This window comes from Pseudomonas eucalypticola (assembly GCF_013374995.1).
Taxonomy (GTDB): Bacteria; Pseudomonadota; Gammaproteobacteria; order Pseudomonadales; family Pseudomonadaceae; genus Aquipseudomonas; species Aquipseudomonas eucalypticola.
This window is the reverse complement of sequence record NZ_CP056030.1, coordinates 2,166,351-2,187,320: the sequence shown is the minus strand read 5'-3', so window position 1 is coordinate 2,187,320 and position 20,970 is coordinate 2,166,351. Positions and strand designations below refer to the sequence as shown.

At 63.4% G+C, this 20,970-nt stretch carries 15 protein-coding genes; 6 read left to right on the top strand and 9 right to left on the bottom strand.

What is annotated here, in order from left to right:
- Positions 1 to 129 precede the first annotated feature (129 nt).
- Complete coding sequence (locus HWQ56_RS10075) at positions 130 to 693, top strand: chalcone isomerase family protein (RefSeq protein WP_158157970.1); 564 nt, start codon at positions 130 to 132, stop codon at positions 691 to 693.
- 170 nt (positions 694 to 863) lie between these two features.
- Complete coding sequence (tcuC, locus tag HWQ56_RS10070) at positions 864 to 2,153, top strand: MFS transporter (protein WP_158157971.1); 1,290 nt, start codon at positions 864 to 866, stop codon at positions 2,151 to 2,153.
- A gap of 80 nt (positions 2,154 to 2,233) precedes the next feature.
- Here tcuC and HWQ56_RS10065 read toward each other — a convergent pair whose 3' ends face one another.
- The gene (locus HWQ56_RS10065; protein ID WP_158157972.1) at positions 2,234 to 3,697 is read right to left on the bottom strand and encodes a glyceraldehyde-3-phosphate dehydrogenase; all 1,464 of its coding nucleotides are present in this window, start codon (positions 3,695 to 3,697) and stop codon (positions 2,234 to 2,236) included.
- A 188-nt stretch (positions 3,698 to 3,885) separates the two neighbouring features.
- Between HWQ56_RS10065 and mfd the strand changes: the two genes are divergently transcribed.
- Both mfd and HWQ56_RS10055 read left to right on the top strand, forming a co-directional pair.
- Complete coding sequence (gene mfd, locus HWQ56_RS10060; RefSeq protein ID WP_176570337.1) at positions 3,886 to 7,335, top strand: transcription-repair coupling factor; 3,450 nt, start codon at positions 3,886 to 3,888, stop codon at positions 7,333 to 7,335.
- 35 nt (positions 7,336 to 7,370) lie between these two features.
- Positions 7,371 to 9,674 (top strand): DEAD/DEAH box helicase, encoded by a 2,304-nt coding sequence (locus HWQ56_RS10055; protein ID WP_176570336.1) that lies wholly within the window; start codon positions 7,371 to 7,373, stop codon positions 9,672 to 9,674.
- Positions 9,675 to 9,729: 55 nt separating this feature from the next.
- Here HWQ56_RS10055 and nagZ read toward each other — a convergent pair whose 3' ends face one another.
- Both nagZ and HWQ56_RS10045 read right to left on the bottom strand, forming a co-directional pair.
- Positions 9,730 to 10,740, bottom strand: coding sequence for a beta-N-acetylhexosaminidase (gene nagZ, locus HWQ56_RS10050; RefSeq protein ID WP_158157975.1), 1,011 nt, complete (start codon positions 10,738 to 10,740; stop codon positions 9,730 to 9,732).
- A gap of 171 nt (positions 10,741 to 10,911) precedes the next feature.
- Positions 10,912 to 11,622: a TetR/AcrR family transcriptional regulator gene (locus tag HWQ56_RS10045; RefSeq protein ID WP_158157976.1), complete on the bottom strand. Its 711-nt coding sequence runs from the start codon at positions 11,620 to 11,622 to the stop codon at positions 10,912 to 10,914.
- Between the two features lie 252 nt (positions 11,623 to 11,874).
- On the opposite strand from HWQ56_RS10045, the gene lexA reads away from it, so the two are divergent.
- Together lexA and sulA are read left to right on the top strand one after the other, a co-directional pair.
- Positions 11,875 to 12,483, top strand: a complete 609-nt coding sequence (lexA, locus tag HWQ56_RS10040; protein ID WP_008368403.1) for a transcriptional repressor LexA — start codon at positions 11,875 to 11,877, stop codon at positions 12,481 to 12,483.
- A gap of 10 nt (positions 12,484 to 12,493) precedes the next feature.
- Positions 12,494 to 12,970, top strand: coding sequence for an SOS-induced cell division inhibitor SulA (gene sulA, locus HWQ56_RS10035; RefSeq protein ID WP_158157977.1), 477 nt, complete (start codon positions 12,494 to 12,496; stop codon positions 12,968 to 12,970).
- A 42-nt stretch (positions 12,971 to 13,012) separates the two neighbouring features.
- Here sulA and HWQ56_RS10030 read toward each other — a convergent pair whose 3' ends face one another.
- The 6 genes from HWQ56_RS10030 to fadB form a co-directional block, all read right to left on the bottom strand.
- Complete coding sequence (locus HWQ56_RS10030) at positions 13,013 to 13,246, bottom strand: hypothetical protein (RefSeq protein WP_158157978.1); 234 nt, start codon at positions 13,244 to 13,246, stop codon at positions 13,013 to 13,015.
- A gap of 50 nt (positions 13,247 to 13,296) precedes the next feature.
- Positions 13,297 to 13,821 (bottom strand): DUF6586 family protein, encoded by a 525-nt coding sequence (locus HWQ56_RS10025; protein WP_158157979.1) that lies wholly within the window; start codon positions 13,819 to 13,821, stop codon positions 13,297 to 13,299.
- A gap of 175 nt (positions 13,822 to 13,996) precedes the next feature.
- Positions 13,997 to 16,627, bottom strand: a complete 2,631-nt coding sequence (gene topA / locus HWQ56_RS10020; protein WP_158157980.1) for a type I DNA topoisomerase — start codon at positions 16,625 to 16,627, stop codon at positions 13,997 to 13,999.
- Between the two features lie 97 nt (positions 16,628 to 16,724).
- Positions 16,725 to 16,976: a DUF1653 domain-containing protein gene (locus tag HWQ56_RS10015; protein WP_158157981.1), complete on the bottom strand. Its 252-nt coding sequence runs from the start codon at positions 16,974 to 16,976 to the stop codon at positions 16,725 to 16,727.
- Positions 16,977 to 17,055: 79 nt separating this feature from the next.
- Complete coding sequence (gene fadA, locus HWQ56_RS10010; RefSeq protein WP_158157982.1) at positions 17,056 to 18,231, bottom strand: acetyl-CoA C-acyltransferase FadA; 1,176 nt, start codon at positions 18,229 to 18,231, stop codon at positions 17,056 to 17,058.
- 30 nt (positions 18,232 to 18,261) lie between these two features.
- On the bottom strand, positions 18,262 to 20,409 hold the full coding sequence (gene fadB, locus HWQ56_RS10005) for a fatty acid oxidation complex subunit alpha FadB (RefSeq protein WP_176570335.1): 2,148 nt from the start codon (positions 20,407 to 20,409) through the stop codon (positions 18,262 to 18,264).
- Positions 20,410 to 20,970: the final 561 nt, after the last annotated feature.

Genomic DNA, 20,970 nt, shown 5'->3' with positions numbered 1-20,970 from the left:
CACCGGGTCGCCACCGCTGCAGCCCGCCAGGGCGGTCAACAGGTTGAGCAGGATAAAAGGACGGGCATGGCGCGTGAAAAGGCGAATTTTGACTTAACCTTGAGACAGACATTCGAGGAAGACGCCATTATGCGCCACAAGCCGCTGTTGCTTCTGCTCTTCTTCTGTTCGCTGGCACTGGGCGATACGGCGGATCGCCTGCGTGAGGCCAATTTCGCGGCGCAGTGGGGCCAGGCACCGACATTGGAGCGCAAAAACCAGGCCCTGCTCAATTACCTATTCGTCGATGTCTACGCCGCTGCTTTCTATGCCAAGGCAGGGGTCAGCCCGCAACAGGCGGTGGACAGCTTCAGCGACCAACGCCTCGAACTGTTCTATTTCCATGACGTGGACCGCGACGACGTCATCAAGGCGGCCAACCGCACGCTGGAACGCCAGGCCAACCCCAACCAACTGCTGGCGGCCCGGGGTGAAATTGATCGCCTGCACCGCACGTTCACCGACATCCATGCCGGTGACCGTTATGCCCTCGTGTACGGCCCGGCCCGCGGGTTGAGCGTGGAGCGCAATGGCCAGGTGTTTTTTACCAGCAAAGACAAGGACTTGGCCCGTTTATACCTGAATATATGGCTGGCACCCAGGGGCCTTTCTGACAACTTGCGGCTGTCACTTCTGCACTCAAGCACACCCTGAAAGGTACGCTGAAACGTTACACCCAGCAGGCAAAATCGCTGCCAGCGCCCTACACTCAAACATGTTGTTACAAAATTCTGTCGCCGAGCGGCCTGATTCCTGACCAGAGCTTTGCGCAGCGGTACTGTGCACCGCGTCCCACCCCCAACAACTTGAGTGAGTGCATTCCCATGGCCTCGACTACAGGCAAGGGCAAAGCGATATTTCGCGTTGTCAGCGGTAATTTTCTCGAGATGTTCGACTTCATGGTCTACGGCTTTTACGCCACCGCCATCGCCAAGACCTTCTTCCCTTCCGACAATGCCTTTGCCTCGTTGATGCTATCGCTGGCCACGTTCGGGGCCGGCTTCCTGATGCGCCCGCTGGGGGCTATTTTCCTGGGCGCGTACATTGACCGCCACGGGCGCCGCCAGGGGCTGATCGTGACCCTGGCCATGATGGCCATGGGCACCCTGCTGATCGCCTTCGTCCCTGGTTACGCCACCCTGGGCGTGGTCGCGCCGCTGCTGGTGTTGCTGGGGCGACTGCTGCAAGGCTTTTCGGCCGGGGTGGAACTGGGCGGGGTGTCGGTGTACCTGGCGGAAATTTCCACCCCCGGACGCAAGGGCTTTTTCGTCAGCTGGCAATCGGCAAGCCAGCAGGCCGCGGTGGTGTTCGCAGGCCTGCTGGGGGTAGGCCTGAACCATTGGCTGAGCCCCGAACAAATGGGCGACTGGGGCTGGCGGGTGCCGTTCCTGGTGGGCTGCATGATCGTGCCGGCCATCTTCCTGATTCGCCGCTCACTGGAAGAAACCCCGGAATTCCAGGCCCGCACCCACCGCCCCACCCTCAAGGCAGTGGTCCGCTCGATCGGCGCGAACTTCGGCCTGGTGATCGCCGGCATGGCCCTGGTGGTGATGACCACCGTGTCGTTCTACCTGATCACGGCCTACACCCCCACTTTCGGCAAGGCCGAACTGCACCTGTCGGACTTCGACGCGTTGCTGGTCACGGTGCTGATCGGGATATCCAACTTCATCTGGCTGCCGGTGATGGGTGCGGTGTCCGACCGTGTCGGCCGTAAACCGCTGTTGCTGGCCGCCACCATCCTGGCGATTCTCACGGCGTACCCGGCACTGAGCTGGATGGTCCAGGCACCCAGCTTCGAACGCCTGCTGATGGTAGAGCTGTGGCTGTCGTTCCTGTATGGCTCGTACAACGGCGCCATGGTGGTGGCGCTGACCGAGATCATGCCGGTGGACGTGCGCACCACCGGTTTCTCGCTGGCCTACAGCCTGGCGACGGCCACGTTTGGCGGGTTTACTCCGGCGGCCTGTACCTACCTGATCCACGTGCTGGACAACAAGGCGGCGCCGGGCATCTGGCTCAGTGGCGCGGCGGTGCTGGGCTTGATTGCCACGCTGGTGCTGTTCCATGGCAACAAACATGCATTGCGCACCGCGCAGGCCGCGCGGGCCTGAGGGCAGGCGCGGTCGTTCGGCCCTCCCACAAAAAAGCCCCGGCATCTCTGCCGGGGCTTTCTCATTTCACCGCCTGAAGCTTAGCGCGGAAACGCAGGCGGGTTCACACCGGCCATGTCTTCCATCACGCGCACCACCTGGCAGCTGTAACCGAACTCGTTGTCGTACCATACGTACAGCACAACGCGGTTGTCATTGCAGATAGTGGCTTCGGCATCGACCACACCGGCGTGGCGCGAGCCGACGAAGTCGGTGGACACCACTTCCTGGGAATTCACGTAGTCGATCTGCTTGTGCAGGTCCGAGTGCATGGCCATCTGGCGCAGGTACTCGTTGATCTCTTCGCGCGTGGTGGCCTTTTCCAGGTTCAGGTTCAGGATGGCCATCGACACGTTCGGCGTCGGCACGCGAATGGCGTTGCCGGTCAGCTTGCCGGCCAACTCAGGCAGGGCCTTGGCGGCAGCGGTGGCGGCGCCGGTCTCGGTGATCACCATGTTCAGCGCGGCGCTGCGGCCACGGCGCGAACCCTTGTGGAAGTTGTCGATCAGGTTCTGGTCGTTGGTGTACGAGTGAACGGTTTCGACGTGACCGTTGGCGATGCCGTACTGGTCGTTGACCGCCTTGAGCACCGGCACGATGGCGTTGGTGGTGCAGGAGGCCGCCGAGACGATCTTGTCGTCCGCGGTGATTTCGCCGTGGTTGATCCCGTGCACGATGTTCTTCAGCTTGCCCTTGCCCGGCGCGGTCAGGATCACGCGGTCGATACCCGGGCAGGTCAGGTGCTGGCCCAGGCCGTCGGCGTCACGCCACACACCGGTGTTGTCCACCAGCAGCGCGTCGTTGATGCCGTACTGGGTGTAGTCCACCTCGGTCGGGTTCTTGGCGTAGATCACCTGGATCAGGTTGCCGTTGGCCGTGATGGTGCTGTTGGCTTCGTCGATGGTGATGGTGCCATCGAACGGGCCGTGCACCGAGTCGCGGCGCAGCAGGCTGGCGCGCTTGACCAGGTCGTTCTCGGCGCCCTTGCGTACCACGATGGCCCGCAGGCGCAGGCCGTCGCCGCCACCGGTCTTCTCGATCAGGATGCGCGCCAGCAGGCGGCCGATACGACCGAAACCATACAGCACCACGTCCTTGCCCTTGCGCGGCGAAGCGTTCTGCTGGCCCACGATGTCGGCCATTTCTTCACGCACGAACTGCTCGGCAGTACGGCCGTTGCCCTCTTCCTTGAACTTGACCGCCAGCTTGCCCAGGTCCACCGAAGCGGCGCCCAGTTTCAGCTCGCTCATGGCCTTGAGCAGGGGGAACGTCTCGTGGACAGACAGTTCAACGACGTCGGCCTGGCGATGCCGGGCAAAACGGTGGGCCTTGAGGATCTGAATGACGGAACGGTTGATCAGGCTGCGGCCATAGATCGAGCTCACCACGTTGTTATTGCGGTAGAGCTGACCGATCAGCGGAATCATCGCCTCGGCGAGCGCTTCACGATCGATCCATTCACCAAGACACTGGTCGGGCTTCTGAGTCACGGGAACCTTCCACATGTAGGGACTGAAAAAAGGGGCTACATTATGACTTCGGGCGTGGCCCGGAGCAATGAGCGCCTGTCGATACAGGCTCATAGACCGGGCTTTTGCGCCAAGGTTTCGTTTTCGTGCGGTCGAAACTGACAGCCCGGCCCGGTGCCGGTACAATCGTTGTCTTTGTCGCAACGCTTGGAGCTCGACCTCCCGTGCCTGTCCTGCGTCTTCCGCTACTGTCCCCCACCGCGGGGAAACACACCTGGGGCAACCTGCCTGGGGCCGCCCTGAGCCTGGCCATCGCCGAGGCAGCCAGTGCCGCCCGGCGTTTCACCCTGCTGCTCACGGCCGACAGCCAGAGTGCCGACCGCCTGGAACAGGAGCTGCGCTTTTTCGCGCCGCAACTGCCCGTGCTGCATTTTCCGGACTGGGAAACCCTGCCGTACGACCTGTTCTCGCCGCACCAGGACATCATTTCCCAGCGCATTTCCAGCCTGTACCGCCTGCCGGAGCTGGATCACGGCGTTCTGGTAGTGCCTATCACCACGGCCCTACACAGGTTGGCGCCCACGCAGTTTCTGCTGGGCAGCAGTCTGGTGCTGGACGTGGGCCAGAAGCTCGACGTGGAGCAGATGCGCACGCGCCTGGAAGCCAGCGGCTACCGCTACGTGGACACCGTGTACGAGCACGGCGAATTCACCGTGCGCGGCGCGCTGATCGACCTGTTCCCCATGGGCAGCAAGCTGCCCTACCGCATCGACCTGTTCGATGACGAAATCGAGACCCTGCGCACCTTCGACCCGGAGACCCAGCGGTCCATCGACAAGGTCGACTCGGTACGCCTGCTGCCCGCGCGCGAGTTCCCCCTGCAGAAGGACGCCGTCACCCGCTTCAAGGCGCGCTTTCGCGAACGCTTCGACGTGGACTTCCGCCGCACGCCGATCTTCCAGGACCTGAGCAGCGGTATCACCCCCGCCGGCATCGAGTACTACCTGCCGCTGTTCTTCGAAGAAACCTCCACCCTGTTCGACTACCTGCCCCAGGACACCCAGGTGTTCTCGCTGCCGGGCATCGAACAGGCGGCGGAGAATTTCTGGAACGACGTGCGCAACCGCTACGAAGAGCGCCGCATCGACAAGCAGCGGCCGCTGCTGCCGCCTGCCGAACTGTTCCTGCCGGTGGAGGACTGCTTCGCACGGCTCAAGCAATGGCCGCGTGTGGTCGCCAGCCAGGCCGACATCGAACCGGGCGTGGGCCGTGATCGGTTCCCGGCACAGCCGCTGCCCAACCTGGCCATCGAAGCCAAGGCCAACCAGCCGCTGGCGGCGCTGTCGAATTTCCTCGACCAGTTCCCCGGCCGCGTGCTGTTCACCGCCGAATCGGCGGGCCGCCGCGAGGTGCTGCTGGAACTGCTGGGCCGCCTGAAACTGCAACCCAAGACCCTGGACAGCTGGACCGACTTCGCCACCGGCAAGGACCGCCTGGCCATCACCATCGCCCCGCTGGACGAGGGCCTGGTACTGGACGACCCGGCCTTGGCGCTGGTCGCCGAAAGCCCGCTGTTCGGCCAGCGGGTGATGCAGCGCCGGCGCCGCGAAAAGCGCGCCGACGCCAACAACGATGCAGTCATCAAGAACCTCACCGAGCTGCGCGAAGGCGCGCCCGTGGTGCACATCGACCACGGCGTGGGCCGCTACCTGGGGCTGGCGACCCTGGAGGTGGACAACCAGGTGGCCGAATTCCTCACCCTGGAATACGCCGAGAACGCCAAGCTCTACGTGCCGGTGGCCAACCTGCACCTGATCGCCCGCTATACCGGCAGTGACGACGCCCTGGCGCCGCTGCACCGCCTGGGTTCGGAAACCTGGCAGAAAGCCAAGCGCAAGGCCGCCGAACAGGTGCGCGACGTGGCCGCCGAACTGCTGGACATCTACGCCCGGCGTGCGGCACGCAAAGGCTACGCCTTCGCCGACCCGACCGTGGATTACGCCACCTTCAGTGCCGGCTTTCCGTTCGAGGAAACCCCCGACCAGCAATCGGCCATCGAGGCGGTGCGCGAGGACATGCTCGCGCCCAAGCCCATGGACCGCCTGGTGTGCGGCGACGTCGGCTTCGGCAAGACCGAGGTGGCCATGCGCGCGGCGTTCATCGCCGTGCACGGCGGCCGCCAGGTCGCGATCCTGGTGCCCACCACCCTGCTCGCCCAGCAACACTACAACAGCTTCCGCGACCGCTTCGCCGACTGGCCCGTGCGGGTCGAAGTGATGAGCCGCTTCAAGTCGGCCAAGGAAGTCAGCGCTGCCGTGCAGGAACTGGCCGACGGCAAGATCGACATCGTCATCGGCACCCACAAGCTGCTGCAGGACGACGTCAAGGTCAAGAACCTGGGCCTGGTGATCATCGACGAGGAACACCGCTTCGGCGTGCGCCAGAAAGAGCAGCTCAAGAACCTGCGCAGCGAAGTGGACATCCTCACCCTGACCGCCACGCCTATCCCGCGTACCTTGAACATGGCCGTGTCGGGCATGCGCGACCTGTCCATCATCGCCACCCCGCCGGCGCGGCGCCTGTCGGTGCGGACGTTCGTCATGGAGCAGAACAAGAGCACCGTCAAGGAAGCGCTGCTGCGTGAGCTGTTGCGCGGCGGCCAGGTGTACTACCTGCACAACGACGTGAAGACCATCGAGAAGTGCGCCGCCGACCTCGCCGAACTGGTGCCCGAGGCCCGCATCGGCATTGGCCACGGGCAGATGCGCGAGCGCGAACTCGAACAGGTGATGAGCGACTTCTACCACAAGCGCTTCAACGTGCTGATCGCCTCGACCATCATCGAGACCGGCATCGACGTGCCCAGTGCCAACACCATCATCATCGAGCGGGCCGACAAGTTCGGCCTGGCGCAGTTGCACCAATTGCGTGGCCGCGTGGGGCGCAGCCACCACCAGGCCTACGCCTACCTGCTGACCCCGCCCCGCCAGCAGATTACCCCGGACGCCGAAAAACGCCTGGAAGCCATCGCCAATACCCAGGACCTGGGCGCCGGCTTCGTGCTGGCCACCAACGACCTGGAAATCCGTGGCGCCGGCGAGCTGCTGGGCGAAGGCCAGAGCGGCCAGATCCAGGCCGTGGGCTTCACCCTGTACATGGAAATGCTCGAACGCGCCGTGAAGGCCATTCGCAAGGGCGAACAGCCCAACCTCGACCAGCCGCTGGGCGGCGGCCCGGAGATCAACCTGCGCCTGCCGGCGTTGATCCCCGAAGACTACCTGCCCGATGTGCATGCACGGCTGATCCTGTACAAACGCATCGCTTCGGCGGTGGACGAAGACGGCCTCAAGGACCTGCAGGTGGAAATGATCGACCGCTTCGGCCTGCTGCCCGAGCCGACCAAGAACCTGGTACGCCTGACGCTGCTCAAGCTGCAGGCCGAGACCCTGGGCATCAAGAAGGTGGACGCCGGCCCGCAAGGCGGGCGTATCGAGTTCGCCGCCGAGACCCCGGTAGACCCGCTGGTGCTGATCAAGCTGATCCAGGGCCAGCCCAACCGCTACAAATTCGAAGGCGCCACGCTGTTCAAATTCATGGTGCCGATGGAACGTGCCGACGAGCGCTTCAACACCCTCGAAGCGCTGTTCGAACGCCTGGCGCCGAAGGCCTCATGAGCACGCTGGTTATGAACAAGGTGTCTGCCCGCTAAATGTCCGAACACCTGATGCAACACCTCGAACCCCGGCCACGCCTGTGGCTGGGCAGCGTCGAGTTCAGCGCCTTCGAACCGCGCAACGGTCGCATGCAGCGGCACATCCAGCACCGGGCGGCGTTGGCGTATGGCTATGCCGGTCAGTATGTGTCCAGCGCACGCGCCCACCACGAATTGCCTGTCGCCCGCCAGCCACTGAGCGAAAAAGCCCTGCGCGAAACCCTGCAAGCGCTGGGGTTTCGCATCGCTACCCGGCAAAGCAAGGCACTACCGGAAAGCGCCGGCGACATATTCGAACTGCCCAGTGACAGCGCCTGGCTGCGCTTTGTACTCAACGACCTGCCGTTGCTGCGCGAGCAAGGCTGGGAAATCGAGTATTCGGATGATTTCGCCTTCGACCTGACGCCTGTGGACGACTGGTACGCGATAGTGGACGAGGCGCCGGACCGTGACTGGTTCGACCTGGAACTGGGCATCGTGATCAATGGCGAACGCCTGAGCCTGCTGCCGATCCTGCTCAACCTGCTGCGCACCCACCCCGAGCTGCTCAACCCGGCCCAACTGGCCCGACGTCGCGATGACGAGCAGATCCTGGTGCCCATCCACAGCCCCCAGGCGCACAACAAACCCAAGCTGATGCAAGTGGCGCTGCCCTACGGCCGCCTCAAGCCGGTGCTCTCGACCCTGGGCGACTTCTACCTGCGCGATGAGCCCAGCGAGACCCGCCTGCGCCTGCCGACGCCGGACGCCACGCGGCTCAATGCCCTGAAGGAACTGCCGCTGAGCTGGGAGGGTGGCGAGCGCCTGCGTGGTTTCGCCGAACGTCTGCGCGACATACGTACCCAGCCCACGCCACCGCCAGCCGACCTGGCCGCCACGCTACGCCCCTACCAGGCCGAAGGCCTGAGCTGGATGCAAGCCATGCGCGAACTGGAAGTGGGCGGCATCCTGGCCGACGACATGGGCCTGGGCAAAACCCTGCAGACCCTGGCGCACCTGCTGTGTGAGAAGAACGCCGGGCGCCTGGACCGCCCCGCCATGGTGGTGATGCCCACCAGCCTGATCCCCAACTGGCAGGATGAAGCCCAGCGCTTCGCGCCGACCCTGCGGGTAGCTGCCCTGCACGGCGCCGGGCGCAAGAAGCATTTCGACCACCTGTTCGACTATGACCTGTTGCTGACCACCTACGCGCTGCTGCCCAAAGACCTCGACGCGCTGGCCAAGGTGCCCTTGCACGTGCTGATCCTCGACGAAGCGCAGTACATCAAGACACCGGGCAGCAAGGCCGCCCAGGCGGCGCGCCAGCTCAAGGCGCGGCAGCGCCTGTGTCTGAGCGGCACGCCGCTGGAAAACCACCTGGGCGAACTGTGGTCGCTGTTCCACTTCCTGCTGCCAGGCTGGCTGGGCGACGCCAAGGCCTTCAACCGCGATTACCGGGTGCCCATCGAAAAGCACGGCGACCAGGAACGCCTGCAGCACCTCAATGCACGCATCAAGCCGTTCCTGCTGCGCCGCACCAAGGAGCAAGTGGCCACCGAGCTGCCAGCCAAGACCGAGATCACCCATTGGGTAGAGCTCAACGAGGCCCAGCGCGACGTGTACGAAACCGTGCGCCTGGCCATGGACAAGAAGGTCCGCGAAGAGATCAACCGCAAGGGCGTGGCACGCAGCCAGATCATCATTCTCGAAGCCCTGCTCAAGCTGCGCCAGGTGTGCTGCGACCTGCGCCTGGTCAACAGCGCGACGCCGCCCAGCCGCGGCGGCAGCTCAGGCAAGCTGGCCAGCCTGATGGAGATCATCGAGGAACTGCTGCTGGAAAAGCGCCGCATTCTGCTGTTCTCGCAGTTCACCTCCATGCTCGGGCTGATCGAACAGGAACTGCAACACCGCGGCATCGACTACGCCCTGTTGACGGGTGCCACCAAAAACCGCCGGGTGCCGGTGCAGGACTTCCAGAAGGGCAAGGTGCAGATCTTCCTCATCAGCCTCAAGGCGGGTGGCGTGGGCCTGAACCTGACGGCGGCCGACACGGTCATCCACTACGACCCGTGGTGGAACCCGGCCGCCGAGCACCAGGCCACGGATCGTGCGTACCGCATTGGCCAGGAAAAGCCGGTGTTCGTCTACAAGCTGATTACCCGAGGCACGGTGGAAGAAAAGATCCAGCACCTGCAGCTGGAGAAATCGGCCTTGGCCGCCGGTATTCTCGATGGCCGCGAGGCCGGCGACTGGAAGCTTGCGCCCGAGGACATCGACGCCCTGTTCGAGCCGTTGCCCGGCCGCAAGCCGCGCAAGCGCTAGGCCCAGCCTCCCCGGCGGGACCAGACGCCCGCCGGGGAGCAGGCGCCGCGCCTCATCAGTCGATCAACTGAGCATCGCGCAGGGCACCCACAGCTTCCAGCCAACGCGGGTGCTGGCGGTATTCGACGTTGCTGAAGGCCTGGCCACGCATGCCAGCGATACGCGGCGAAGGCGTCACCTGCAAGCGCTGCGCGGCACTCAGGGCCAGCTCGGCCGCGGCGCGGTCGTTGCACACCAGGCCCATGTCGCAGCCAGCGGTCAACGCCGCCTCGATACGGCTGGCGGCATCACCCACCACGTGCGCACCGGCCATGGACAAGTCGTCGCTGAAAATCACCCCGTCGAAACCCAGTTCGCCGCGCAGGATGTCCTGCAGCCAGCGCCGGGAGAACCCGGCCGGCTGGTTGTCTACCTGTGGGTAGATGACGTGGGCCGGCATCACCGCTGCCAACTGCTTGCTCAGACGGGCGAACGGCACCAGGTCCAGGGCGCGGATCTGCTCCAGGCTGCGCTCATCGTTGGGAATGGCCACGTGGGAGTCGGCTTCGGCCCAGCCGTGGCCAGGGAAATGCTTGCCACACGCCGCCATACCCGCGGCGTTCATGCCCTTGATGAATGCACCGGCCAGGGCCGTGGCGCGCTCGGGGTTGCCCTCGAATGCCCGGCTGCCAACCACCGCGCTGCGCTGGTGGTCCAGGTCCAGCACCGGCGCGAAGCTCAGGTCCAGGCCTACGGCCAGCACTTCGGTGGCCATGATCCAGCCACATTGCTCGGCCAGGTACTCGGCGTTGGGGTTGTCGGCCAGCGCGCGCATGGCGGGCAGGCGCACGAAGCCCTGGCGCAGGCGCTGCACGCGACCGCCCTCCTGGTCCACGGCCAGGATCAGGTCCGGGCGAATGGCGCGGATCGACGCGGTCAACTCACGCACCTGGCGGGCATGTTCGATGTTGCGGGCAAAGATGATCAGCCCAGCCACTTCTGGCTGGCGCAGCAGGTGGCGGTCCTCGGCGGTCAGCCAGGTGCCGGCGATATCGACCATCAACGAGCCTTGAAGGCGGGAAGTCATGAGGTAATCCTTGATTCGCGGGTGCACACACGCCACCCCGCGAGGCGCTGGGCCTCACGGGGTGGCATCGGTAAGGGGAAAGAGGCGGCGCCAGGGCAGCGCGGCGGATTCGAAATAAGCATGGGCCGCTAGCTTAGCCCAAGCAGCCCGCCACGCCCATCGCCATGTGAATCAGGCCTTGGCCAGCGCCGGGGCCGTGGACTTGCTGCGCGGGCGCAGCTGCGCGGCGGCCATGGCGTCATCGGTCACGCCACTGTCGGCACGCATGCCAGCGGCCAGGAACGGCACCATCAGGCGCATGACCTGCTCGATGGAGGTATCGATGCCGAAATCGGTCTCGGCGATGGCCCGCAGTGCCTTGATACCCGACATGCTGAACGCCGCGGCGCCGAGCATGAAATGCACGCGCCAGAACAGCTCCAGCGGCGGAATGCGCGGCGCGGCTTCGTTGACCAGCAGCATGTAGCGGCGGAACACCTTGCCGTACATGTCTTCCAGGTAACGACGCAGGTGCCCTTGGCTCTGGCTGAAGGCCAGCCCCAGCAGGCGCATGAAGATCGACAGGTCGTTGCCACTGCGCGGCTGCACCACCATGGCCTGCTCGACCAGGATTTCCAGCAGCTCTTCCAGGCTGGCCTTGTGCTCCGGGCGGCCCTGGCGCCGTTCCAGCTCACGCTCGAGGCTGATGCAGAACGGCCCCAGGAAGCGCGAGAACACCGCCTGGATCAACGCCTTCTTGGAACCGAAATGATAGTTCACCGCCGCCAGGTTCACCCCGGCCTTGCTGGTGATCAGCCGCAACGAGGTTTCGGCAAAACCTTTTTCCGCGAACAACTGCTCGGCAGCGTCGAGTATGCGTTCAACGGTTTCCGACTGGGCCATGCTATTTCCACCTGACAAACACCTGTTTGAAACATACGTTTCAACCTATGTCCGTGTCAAGCCTGGCCGGGCGTTTTGTGCCTGGCCGGTCACGTATTTAACCACACCGCAGTGGCCTTTGGCCCGTGCGTTGCACACCACCGCCGGACGGCGCTGGGCAGCCGGGGGACGAGCGGCAATGAAAGCAGGATTGCCAAGCCCCTCATACTGTATATAATCCCAGTCACTGTATAAAAAGACAGAGCGATCGACATGCTGAAACTGACGCCACGCCAAGCCGAGATCCTGGCTTTCATCAAGCGCTGCCTCGACGACAACGGCTTCCCGCCCACCCGCGCGGAAATCGCCCAGGAACTGGGTTTCAAGTCGCCAAACGCCGCTGAAGAACACCTCAAGGCGCTGGCGCGCAAGGGGGCCATCGAGATGACCCCGGGCGCGTCCCGCGGTATTCGTATTCCCGGTTTCGAGGCCAAGGCCGACGAATCCACCCTGCCCATCATCGGCCGGGTGGCTGCCGGCGCTCCCATCCTCGCCCAGCAGCACATCGAGGAATCCTGCAACATCAACCCCACCTTCTTCCACCCCCGGGCCGACTACCTGCTGCGCGTGCACGGCATGAGCATGAAGGATGTCGGCATCTTCGACGGCGACCTGCTGGCGGTGCACACCTGTCGCGAGGCCCGCAATGGCCAGATCGTGGTAGCGCGTATCGGCGACGAGGTGACCGTCAAGCGCTTCAAGCGCGAAGGCAGCAAGGTGTTCCTGCTGGCGGAAAATCCCGAGTTCGCACCCATCGAAGTCAACCTCAAGGACCAGGACCTGGTCATCGAAGGCTTGAGCGTCGGCGTCATACGCCGATAAAGGAGGCTACATGCAGTTCCCACACCCGATGCAACCGGCTCAACTGTCCTTGTTCGAGGCCTTCATGGCCCAACCTGTCGCGCCGCTGTTCACCCACGCAAGCGAAGTGCCCTGGACGGCCCCACAGCCAGAAGCGTTCAGCGAAGTGTCATTGCGTGGCGCTGCTGGGAACTGCCTGAACCTGCTGGCACCCATGCTGCGCGAACTCAGTGAAGACCTGGATGCCCGTTGGCTGACCCTGGTCGCCCCGCCTGCCAGCCTTACCCAGGCCTGGCTTCGGGACGCCGGACTGAACCGCGAGCGCATCCTGATCCTGCAAACGGGGGGTAACCAGACTGCACTGCAACTGGCGGGTGAGGCCTTGCGCCTGGGCCGCAGCCACACCGTGGTCAGCTGGCTCAACCCGCTGCCTGTCGGTGCTCGCCAACAGCTGATTGCCGCCGCGCGCATCGGTGACGCCCAGAGCCTGAACATTCGCATGGCCTGATGCCCGCTGCCGGGCCGCGCTGACGCTTGCCGCGCCATGCGCTCAATGCAGAACGCGCGGGCCTTCTTCTTTCTCGATTTCGCCTTCGACCATCTTGCCGGCCATTTGCACGCCGACACTGAGCATGGCCTTGGCGACTTCAACGTGCTGTCCCTGCAGGAATGCCTTGGCGTCTTCAGAGAAGTTCAAGGTCACGAGCGAGCCTTCATCCTCGGCGCGGCGCAGTTCAATTCGGCCGTCAGGCAACTCGACAATTTCAAGAAAGGACGTTGGCATAAAAAGGGGTTCTCCACGTGAGGGCGCCATTGTAGCAGCGGTTGACGCAATCAGCACTCACTGAGGCCATCACGGTAACGAACGGCCAGGCTCTTGAGCTGCTGGCGCCAGCCTTCGAGCACCTCACGGGTCAGCGCCTCGGGCTCTTCGGGAGCGTCCAGATTAACCGCCACGATCAGCGGCTGGGTGACATCGCCCTTGGCCACTTTAGGCGCCTGGGGCGGCCGGTGCAGCGCCGCGTGGGCAGCCAGCAGTTCATGCACCCAGGTGCCGGGCGCCTGGGCCAGCTCTACCAGCTCGGCCATTTCCGGGATGGCGATCTGGGCCAGCACTTCGCGAGTCAACAGCTCCTCGGCACGCGGCGTAGCCGCCTGGGGCAACCGGTAAAAACCAGCGATCTCATGGCACAACCCCAGCAGGGCGCCGTACAGGTGGAACAGCGCTGATTCACGCTCGGCCTGGACACGCGCCATGGCATTCATCGCCTGGCCCTGCTCGGCTTTGCCCAAGGCTTCAAGCGACAGGCCGGCGAAATAGATTTTCTGATTGGTGCGGGTATAGAGTTCGTGGGCCATGGGGGCACCCTCCGGGAAAGACGGGGTTCGGGCAGACGAACAGTTTCGGCGATGGCAGGCGTTTGCTGCAAGGCAAATCATTGGTGCCCGCTACTCGAGCCTTGCTCATTCCCAGAGACCAGCAGGCGCAGGCGAAAAAAAACCGCGCCGAAGCGCGGTTTTTCGTGAGCATGAATCAGGCCGGCTCTTTTTCCTTGGCCCGCTTGTCCTCGACCTTCCAGCTATCACCGTCGTAGAACGCGCGCCAGCCGGTCGGCTTGCCGTCGACTTCGGTCTGCACGTACTGCTCCTTGGTCTTGCGGCTGTAGCGAATCACGGCCGGGCGACCGTCCGGGTCCTTCTTCGGCGCTTCGCAGAGGAAGTGGTACTTGGGGTCGATCTCGTCCTTGTGCGGGATGATCTCGATCACCAGGGGCGCACGGGTCTCCCGGTTTTTCGGGAACTGGCTGGCGGCCAGGAACAACCCCGAGGCACCGTCACGCAGCACGTACGTGTCGTTGACCTTCTCGCACTTGAGCTCCGGCATCTTCACCGCGTCCATCTTCGGCGGCGCCGCCTCGCCGCTCTTGAGCAGCTTGCGGGTGTTCTTGCAGTCGGGGTTGGTGCACCCGAAGAACTTGCCGAAACGGCCAGTCTTGAGCTGCATTTCGCTGCCGCACTTGTCGCACTCCAGGCTAGGACCTTCATAGCCCTTGATGCGGTAGTTGCCTTCCTCGATCTCGTAACCCACGCAATCCGGGTTGTTACCGCAGATGTGCAGCTTGCGCTTTTCATCCAGCAGGTAAGCATCCATGGCGGTGGCACAGATCGGGCAGCGGTGCTTGCCACGCAGCACCAGCGACTCGGATTCACCCTCGTCGTCGGCGGCGATCTCGTCGCCCGGCACCAGGTTGATGGTGGCCTTGCAGCGTTCTTTCGGCGGCAGGCTGTAACCCGAGCAGCCCAGGAAAACACCGGTGGATGCGGTACGGATCATCATGTGCCGGCCGCATTCGCGGCAGGTGATGTCGGTCGGCGTCGGCTGGTTGGCGCGCATGCCGCTGTCGGCCGAGCCAGCCACTTCCAGCTTGTTCTTGAAGTCGCCGTAGAACTCATCCAGCACGTTCTTCCAGTCGCGCTCACCCTGGGCCACGTCGTCGAGGTTCTCCTCCATGCCGGCGGTGAAGCCATAGTCCATGAGGTTCGAGAAGCTCTCCGACAGGCGTTCGGTGACAATGTCACCCATCTTCTCGGAGTAGAAACGACGGTTGTGCAGGGCCACGTAGCCGCGGTCCTGGATGGTGGAGATGATGGCCGCGTAGGTCGACGGGCGACCGATACCGCGTTTTTCCATCTCTTTCACCAGGCTGGCTTCCGAGTAACGGGCCGGCGGCTTGGTGAAGTGCTGGGTAGGGTCCAGCTCGATCAGCTTGAGGACTTCGCCCTGGTCCATTTCCGGCAGCACGTCGTCATCGCCTGGCTTGGCCATTTGCGGCATGACACGGGTGTAACCGTCGAACTTGAGGATACGGCCCTTGGCGCGCAGCTCGAAGTCGCCGGCGGCCACGGTAACCGTGGTCGACAGGTATTGCGCAGGCGGCATCTGGCAGGCCAGGAACTGGCGCCAGATCAACTCGTACAGGCGCTCGGCGTCACGCTCCATGCCGGCCAGCTTGGTCGGGTGGGTATTGACGTCGGACGGACGAATGGCTTCGTGCGCTTCCTGTGCGCCCTCTTTGCTGCCGTACACCATGGGCGCCGGCGGCAGGTACTGCTTGCCGAATTCTTTCTCGATGTAGCTGCGCGCCATGTCCACTGCATCGGTGGACAGGTTGGTGGAGTCGGTACGCATGTAGGTGATGTAGCCGGCCTCGTACAAGCGCTGGGCCATCATCATGGTCTTCTTCACACCGAAGCCCAGGCGGTTGCTCGCGGCCTGCTGCAGGGTCGAGGTGATGAACGGGGCCGACGGCTTGCTGCTGGTCGGTTTGTCTTCGCGCTTGACGATGCTGTAGGTGGACGCCTTGAGCTTCTCCAGCGCCGCCATGGCGGTGGCTTCGTTGAGCGGCTTGAACGCCTCGCCCTTTTCACGCGCCACTTCGAAGCGCACCTTGGCGTTCTTCGCGGTGCCCAGGTCGGCGTGGATCTCCCAGTACTCTTCCGGGATGAAGGCGCGGATCTCGCGCTCACGCTCCACCACCAGCTTCACCGCCACCGACTGCACACGGCCGGCGGACAAGCCACGGGCGATCTTGGCCCATAGCAGCGGCGAGACCATGTAGCCCACCACGCGGTCGAGGAAGCGGCGCGCCTGCTGGGCGTTGACCCGGTCGATATCGAGTTCGCCCGGCGTCGAGAACGCCTCCTGGATGGCCTTCTTGGTGATTTCGTTGAACACCACGCGCTTGTAGCGGCTGTCATCGCCACCGATGGCTTCGCGCAGGTGCCAGGCAATGGCTTCCCCCTCGCGGTCCAAGTCGGTTGCGAGATAGATGGTGTCGGCATCCTTGGCGAGCCGGCGCAGCTCCTCGATCACCTTCTCCTTGCCGGGAAGGATCTCGTACTGGGCCTTCCAGCCATGCTCCGGGTCGACGCCCATGCGCGCCACCAGTTGCTTGCGCGCCTTTTCCTTGGGCGACAAGGCAGGTGCCTCGGCGGCCGCGGCCTTGCCACGCTTTACCGGTTCTTTCGTGGCGCTAGCCGAACCGCTGGTGGGCAGGTCTCGGATATGGCCGATACTCGACTTCACCACGTATTGGTTGCCCAGATACTTGTTGATGGTCTTGGCCTTAGCCGGGGATTCCACAATGACCAGCGATTTGCCCATGGATCAGAAAATTCCTGAATACTAGAAATGAAAGCGATTGGTGCCTTCGAGGCACCGCTATATATAGTGGTGACGGAGTGAGGTCAAGCGCGGATGATCAAGCGATCACGTCACCGGGCGGGTCGAACAGGCTCGGTTCGGCCTCGACCAAAGCAAAGCGCGGTACGCGCTCGCCGTCAACTTCTACCGACTCCAGAAACATGCTCAAGGGCCTTACCCACAGGCCAAACTCGCCGTACAACGCCTGATAGCAGACCACTTCTTCCTCGGTTTCGGAGTGGCGCGCGACCCCGAAAACCCGGTACTGAGGGCCTTTGTAGTGGCGGTAGAGCCCTGGCTGTAAGTGCATGTCTGCCTCGCTGAAAAACAAATATTCTGTAAAAACAAAAACCGGGGCACCTGGCCCCGGTTCGCCGACTCACGAATGCTTAAACGCGTTCGAAGACGGTAGTGATGCCCTGACCCAGACCGACACACATGGTGGACACCCCGAGGGTGCCGTTGTTCTGTTTCATGACATTCAACAGGGTGCCTGAAATGCGCGCCCCGGAGCAACCGAACGGGTGGCCCAAAGCGATGGCGCCGCCGTGCAGGTTAACCTTCTCGTTCATCTTGTCGAGTACTTTCAAATCCTTCAGCACCGGCAGGGCCTGTGCGGCGAAGGCTTCGTTGAGCTCGAAGAAGTCGATGTCGGTGATGCTCAGGCCCGCGCGCTTGAGCGCCTTCTGGGTCGCCGGCACGGGGCCGTAGCCCATGATCGCGGGGTCGACACCGGCCACGGCCATGGAACGAATCACGGCCAGCGGCTGGATGCCCAGGTCTTGAGCACGTTGGGCCGACATGACGATCATGCAAGAGGCACCGTCGGTGATTTGCGACGAAGTGCCCGCTGTCACCGTGCCACCTTTGGGGTTGAAAGCAGGCTTGAGCGCCGCCAGGCTTTCCAGGGTAGTGTCCGGACGAATGGTCTCGTCGTAGTCGAACATCTTCAGGAAACCGTTCTCGTCATACCCTTGCATGGGGATGATCTCATCCTTGAACTTGCCTTCCACGGTGGCCTTGTGGGCCAGCTGGTGGGAACGCACGCCAAAGGCGTCCTGGGCTTCACGGGTAATGCCATGCATCTTGCCCAGCATCTCGGCGGTCAGGCCCATCATGCCCGACGCCTTGGCAGCGTACAGGGACATGTGCGGGTTGGGGTCGACACCGTGCATCATGCCCACGTGGCCCATGTGCTCGACGCCACCGACCACGAACACGTCACCGTTGCCGGTCATGATCGCCTGGGCGGCCGTGTGCAGCGCGCTCATGGACGAGCCGCACAGGCGGCTGACGGTCTGGCCCGCCGCAGTGTGGGGGATCTGGGTCATCAGCGAGGCCATGCGCGCGATGTTCCAGCCCTGCTCCAGGGTCTGGTTGACGCAGCCCCAGATGACGTCCTCGACCTCGTTGGGGTCAACCTTGACGTTGCGCTCCAGCAGTTTGCTGATCAGGTGCGCCGACATGTCTTCGGCACGGGTGTTGCGGTGCATGCCACCCTTGGAGCGGCCCATTGGCGTGCGACCGAAGTCGACGATCACCACATCTCTCGGATTCAAGCTCATAAAATCATTCTCGCTCTGGTCGTTGGGCGCTTAACCGAAGAAGCTCTGGCCGTTCTTGGCCATTTCACGCAGCTTCGCGGTGGGGTGGTACAGCGGGCCCAGGTCGGCGTACTGGTCTGCCAGGGCGACGAAATTGGCCACGCCCAGCGAATCGATGTAACGCAATGCACCGCCACGGAAGGGAGGGAAACCGATGCCGTAGACCAGGCCCATGTCGGCCTCGGCCGCAGTGGCGACGATGCCGTCTTCCAGGCAGCGCACGGTTTCCAGGCACAGGGGGATCATCATCCAGTTGAGGATGTCATCGTCGGTCAGCTCGCGCTGCTCGTAGACGATCGGCTTGAGCACTTCCAGCACCGAGGCGTCGGCGACTTTCTTCGGCTTGCCGCGCTTGTCGGTCTCGTAGGCGTAGAAGCCCTTGCCGTTCTTCTGGCCCAGGCGGTTGGCCTCGTACAGCACGTCGATGGCCGAACGACGGTCATCCTTCATGCGGTCCGGGAAGCCGTCGGCCATCACGTCGCGGCCGTGGTGGCCGGTGTCGATGCCGACCACGTCCATCAGGTAGGCCGGGCCCATAGGCCAGCCGAATTTCTCCATGATCTTGTCCACGCGCACGAAGTCGACGCCGGCACTGACCAGGCGGGCGAAGCCACCGAAGTATGGAAACAGAACGCGGTTGACCAGGAAGCCCGGGCAGTCGTTGACCACGATCGGGTTCTTGCCCATTTTCTTGGCATAGGCCACGGTGGTCGCCACCGCGACTTCGCTGGACTTCTCGCCACGGATCACTTCCACCAGCGGCATCATGTGCACCGGGTTGAAGAAGTGCATGCCGACGAAGTTTTCCGGGCGCTTGAGGGCCTTGGCCAGCAGGCTGATGGAAATGGTCGAGGTGTTGGACGCCAGGATGGTGTCGTCCTTCACCTGGCCTTCCACTTCAGCCAGCACGGCTTGCTTGACCTTCGGGTTCTCGACCACGGCTTCGACGACGATGTCGACGTGGCCGAAATCGCCGTACGACAGGGTGGGGCGAATGGCGTTCAGCGCCTCGGCCATCTTCGCCGGGGTCAGGCGACCTTTCTCCACGCGCTTGCCCAGCAGCTTCGAGGCTTCGGCCAGGCCTTGTTCGATGCCCTTCTCGTTGATGTCCTTCATCAGGATCGGCGTGCCCTTGACCGCCGACTGGTAGGCGATGCCGCCGCCCATGATGCCGGCGCCCAGCACGGCCGCCTGCTTCACGTCATGGGCCAGCTCGTCGTAGGCCTTGGCCTTGCGCTTGAGCTCCTGGTCATTGAGGAACAGCCCCACCAGGCTCTGCGCGGCCGAGGTCTTGGCCATTTTGACGAAACCGGCGGCTTCCACTTCCAGGGCTTTTTCGCGGCCGAAGTTGGCGGCTTTCTGGATGGTCTTGATGGCTTCGACCGGGGCCGGGTAGTTCGGGCCGGCCTGGCCAGCAACGAAGCCTTTGGCGGTTTCGAAGGCCATCATCTGTTCAATGGCGTTGAGCTTGAGCTTGTCCAGCTTGGGCTGGCGCTTGGCCTTGTAGTCGAATTCGCTACTGATGGCGCGCTTGACCAGGTCCAGGGCGGCGTCCTTCAACTTCTCAGGCGCGACCACGGCATCTACCGCACCCGCCTTGAGGGCGTCTTCGGCACGGTTTTCCTTGCCCGAGGCGATCCATTCGATGGCATTGTCGGCACCGATGATGCGCGGCAGGCGCACGGTGCCGCCGAAGCCTGGGTAGATGCCCAGCTTGACTTCGGGCAGGCCGACCTTGGCGGTCTCGGCCATGACGCGGTAGTCAGCCGCCAGGCACATTTCCAGGCCGCCGCCCAGGGCGATGCCATTGATGGCCGCCACGGTAGGCACGCCCAGGTCTTCGAAATCGCTGAAAATGCGGTTGGCTTCCAGGTTACCGGCGACCAGTTCGGCCTCGGGCAGCTTGAAATTGTCGACAAATTCGGTGATGTCCGCGCCGACGATGAAGACGTCCTTGCCACTGCTGACAATCACGCCCTTGATCGAGGCATCGGCCTTGATGGTGTCGACGGCCTGGCGCAGCTCGCCCAGGGTCAGACGGTTGAACTTGTTGACGGACTCACCCTTGAGGTCGAACTTCAATTCGACGATGCCACTTTCAAGAGCCTTAACCGTGATGGCTTTACCTTCGTAAATCATCAACTGATCTCCACGATATGGAAGCTGAACAGTACACGCCAAACGCTGGTACAGGGCCGGCAGGCGCCTTCACGCCAGTTGCCGCTCCCCCGCCGCCAGACACACCCGTCAGCGTGATTGTCGGGATTCTGTAAGAGCGTTCCTACAAGACAAACGCTCAATTCATACGCCCGTTTGATTTGGGTATGCACACATTCAGGGAAAAACCGGCAATTGTCAAATGCGCTGAAACGCCGCAAAAACGCGACTTTGCGGTCACGCGTGCGTCAAAATGGCGCAGGAAGCCCTTCCCCCTCATGAAGCAACATTCGGCAACAGGATGGCACGCTGCTGTGACCGCCAGAAACACGGGACTGCGCCGCTGCCAAACGGTTTTTTTGAAAATAAAGAGAGGAAAAGCCGCCCAGGACGAGCGTAAGATTCGTTCGCGACTACACTGTCGACCAAACACGCAAAAATGTCTTACCGGCCTGCCTGGCCAACCCCAGCCCGACGCAGATTATCGGGCTTTTTATTGGTTGCTCGTTGAATTCTGGGCAAGTTGGCGGGGCCTTCAACGGT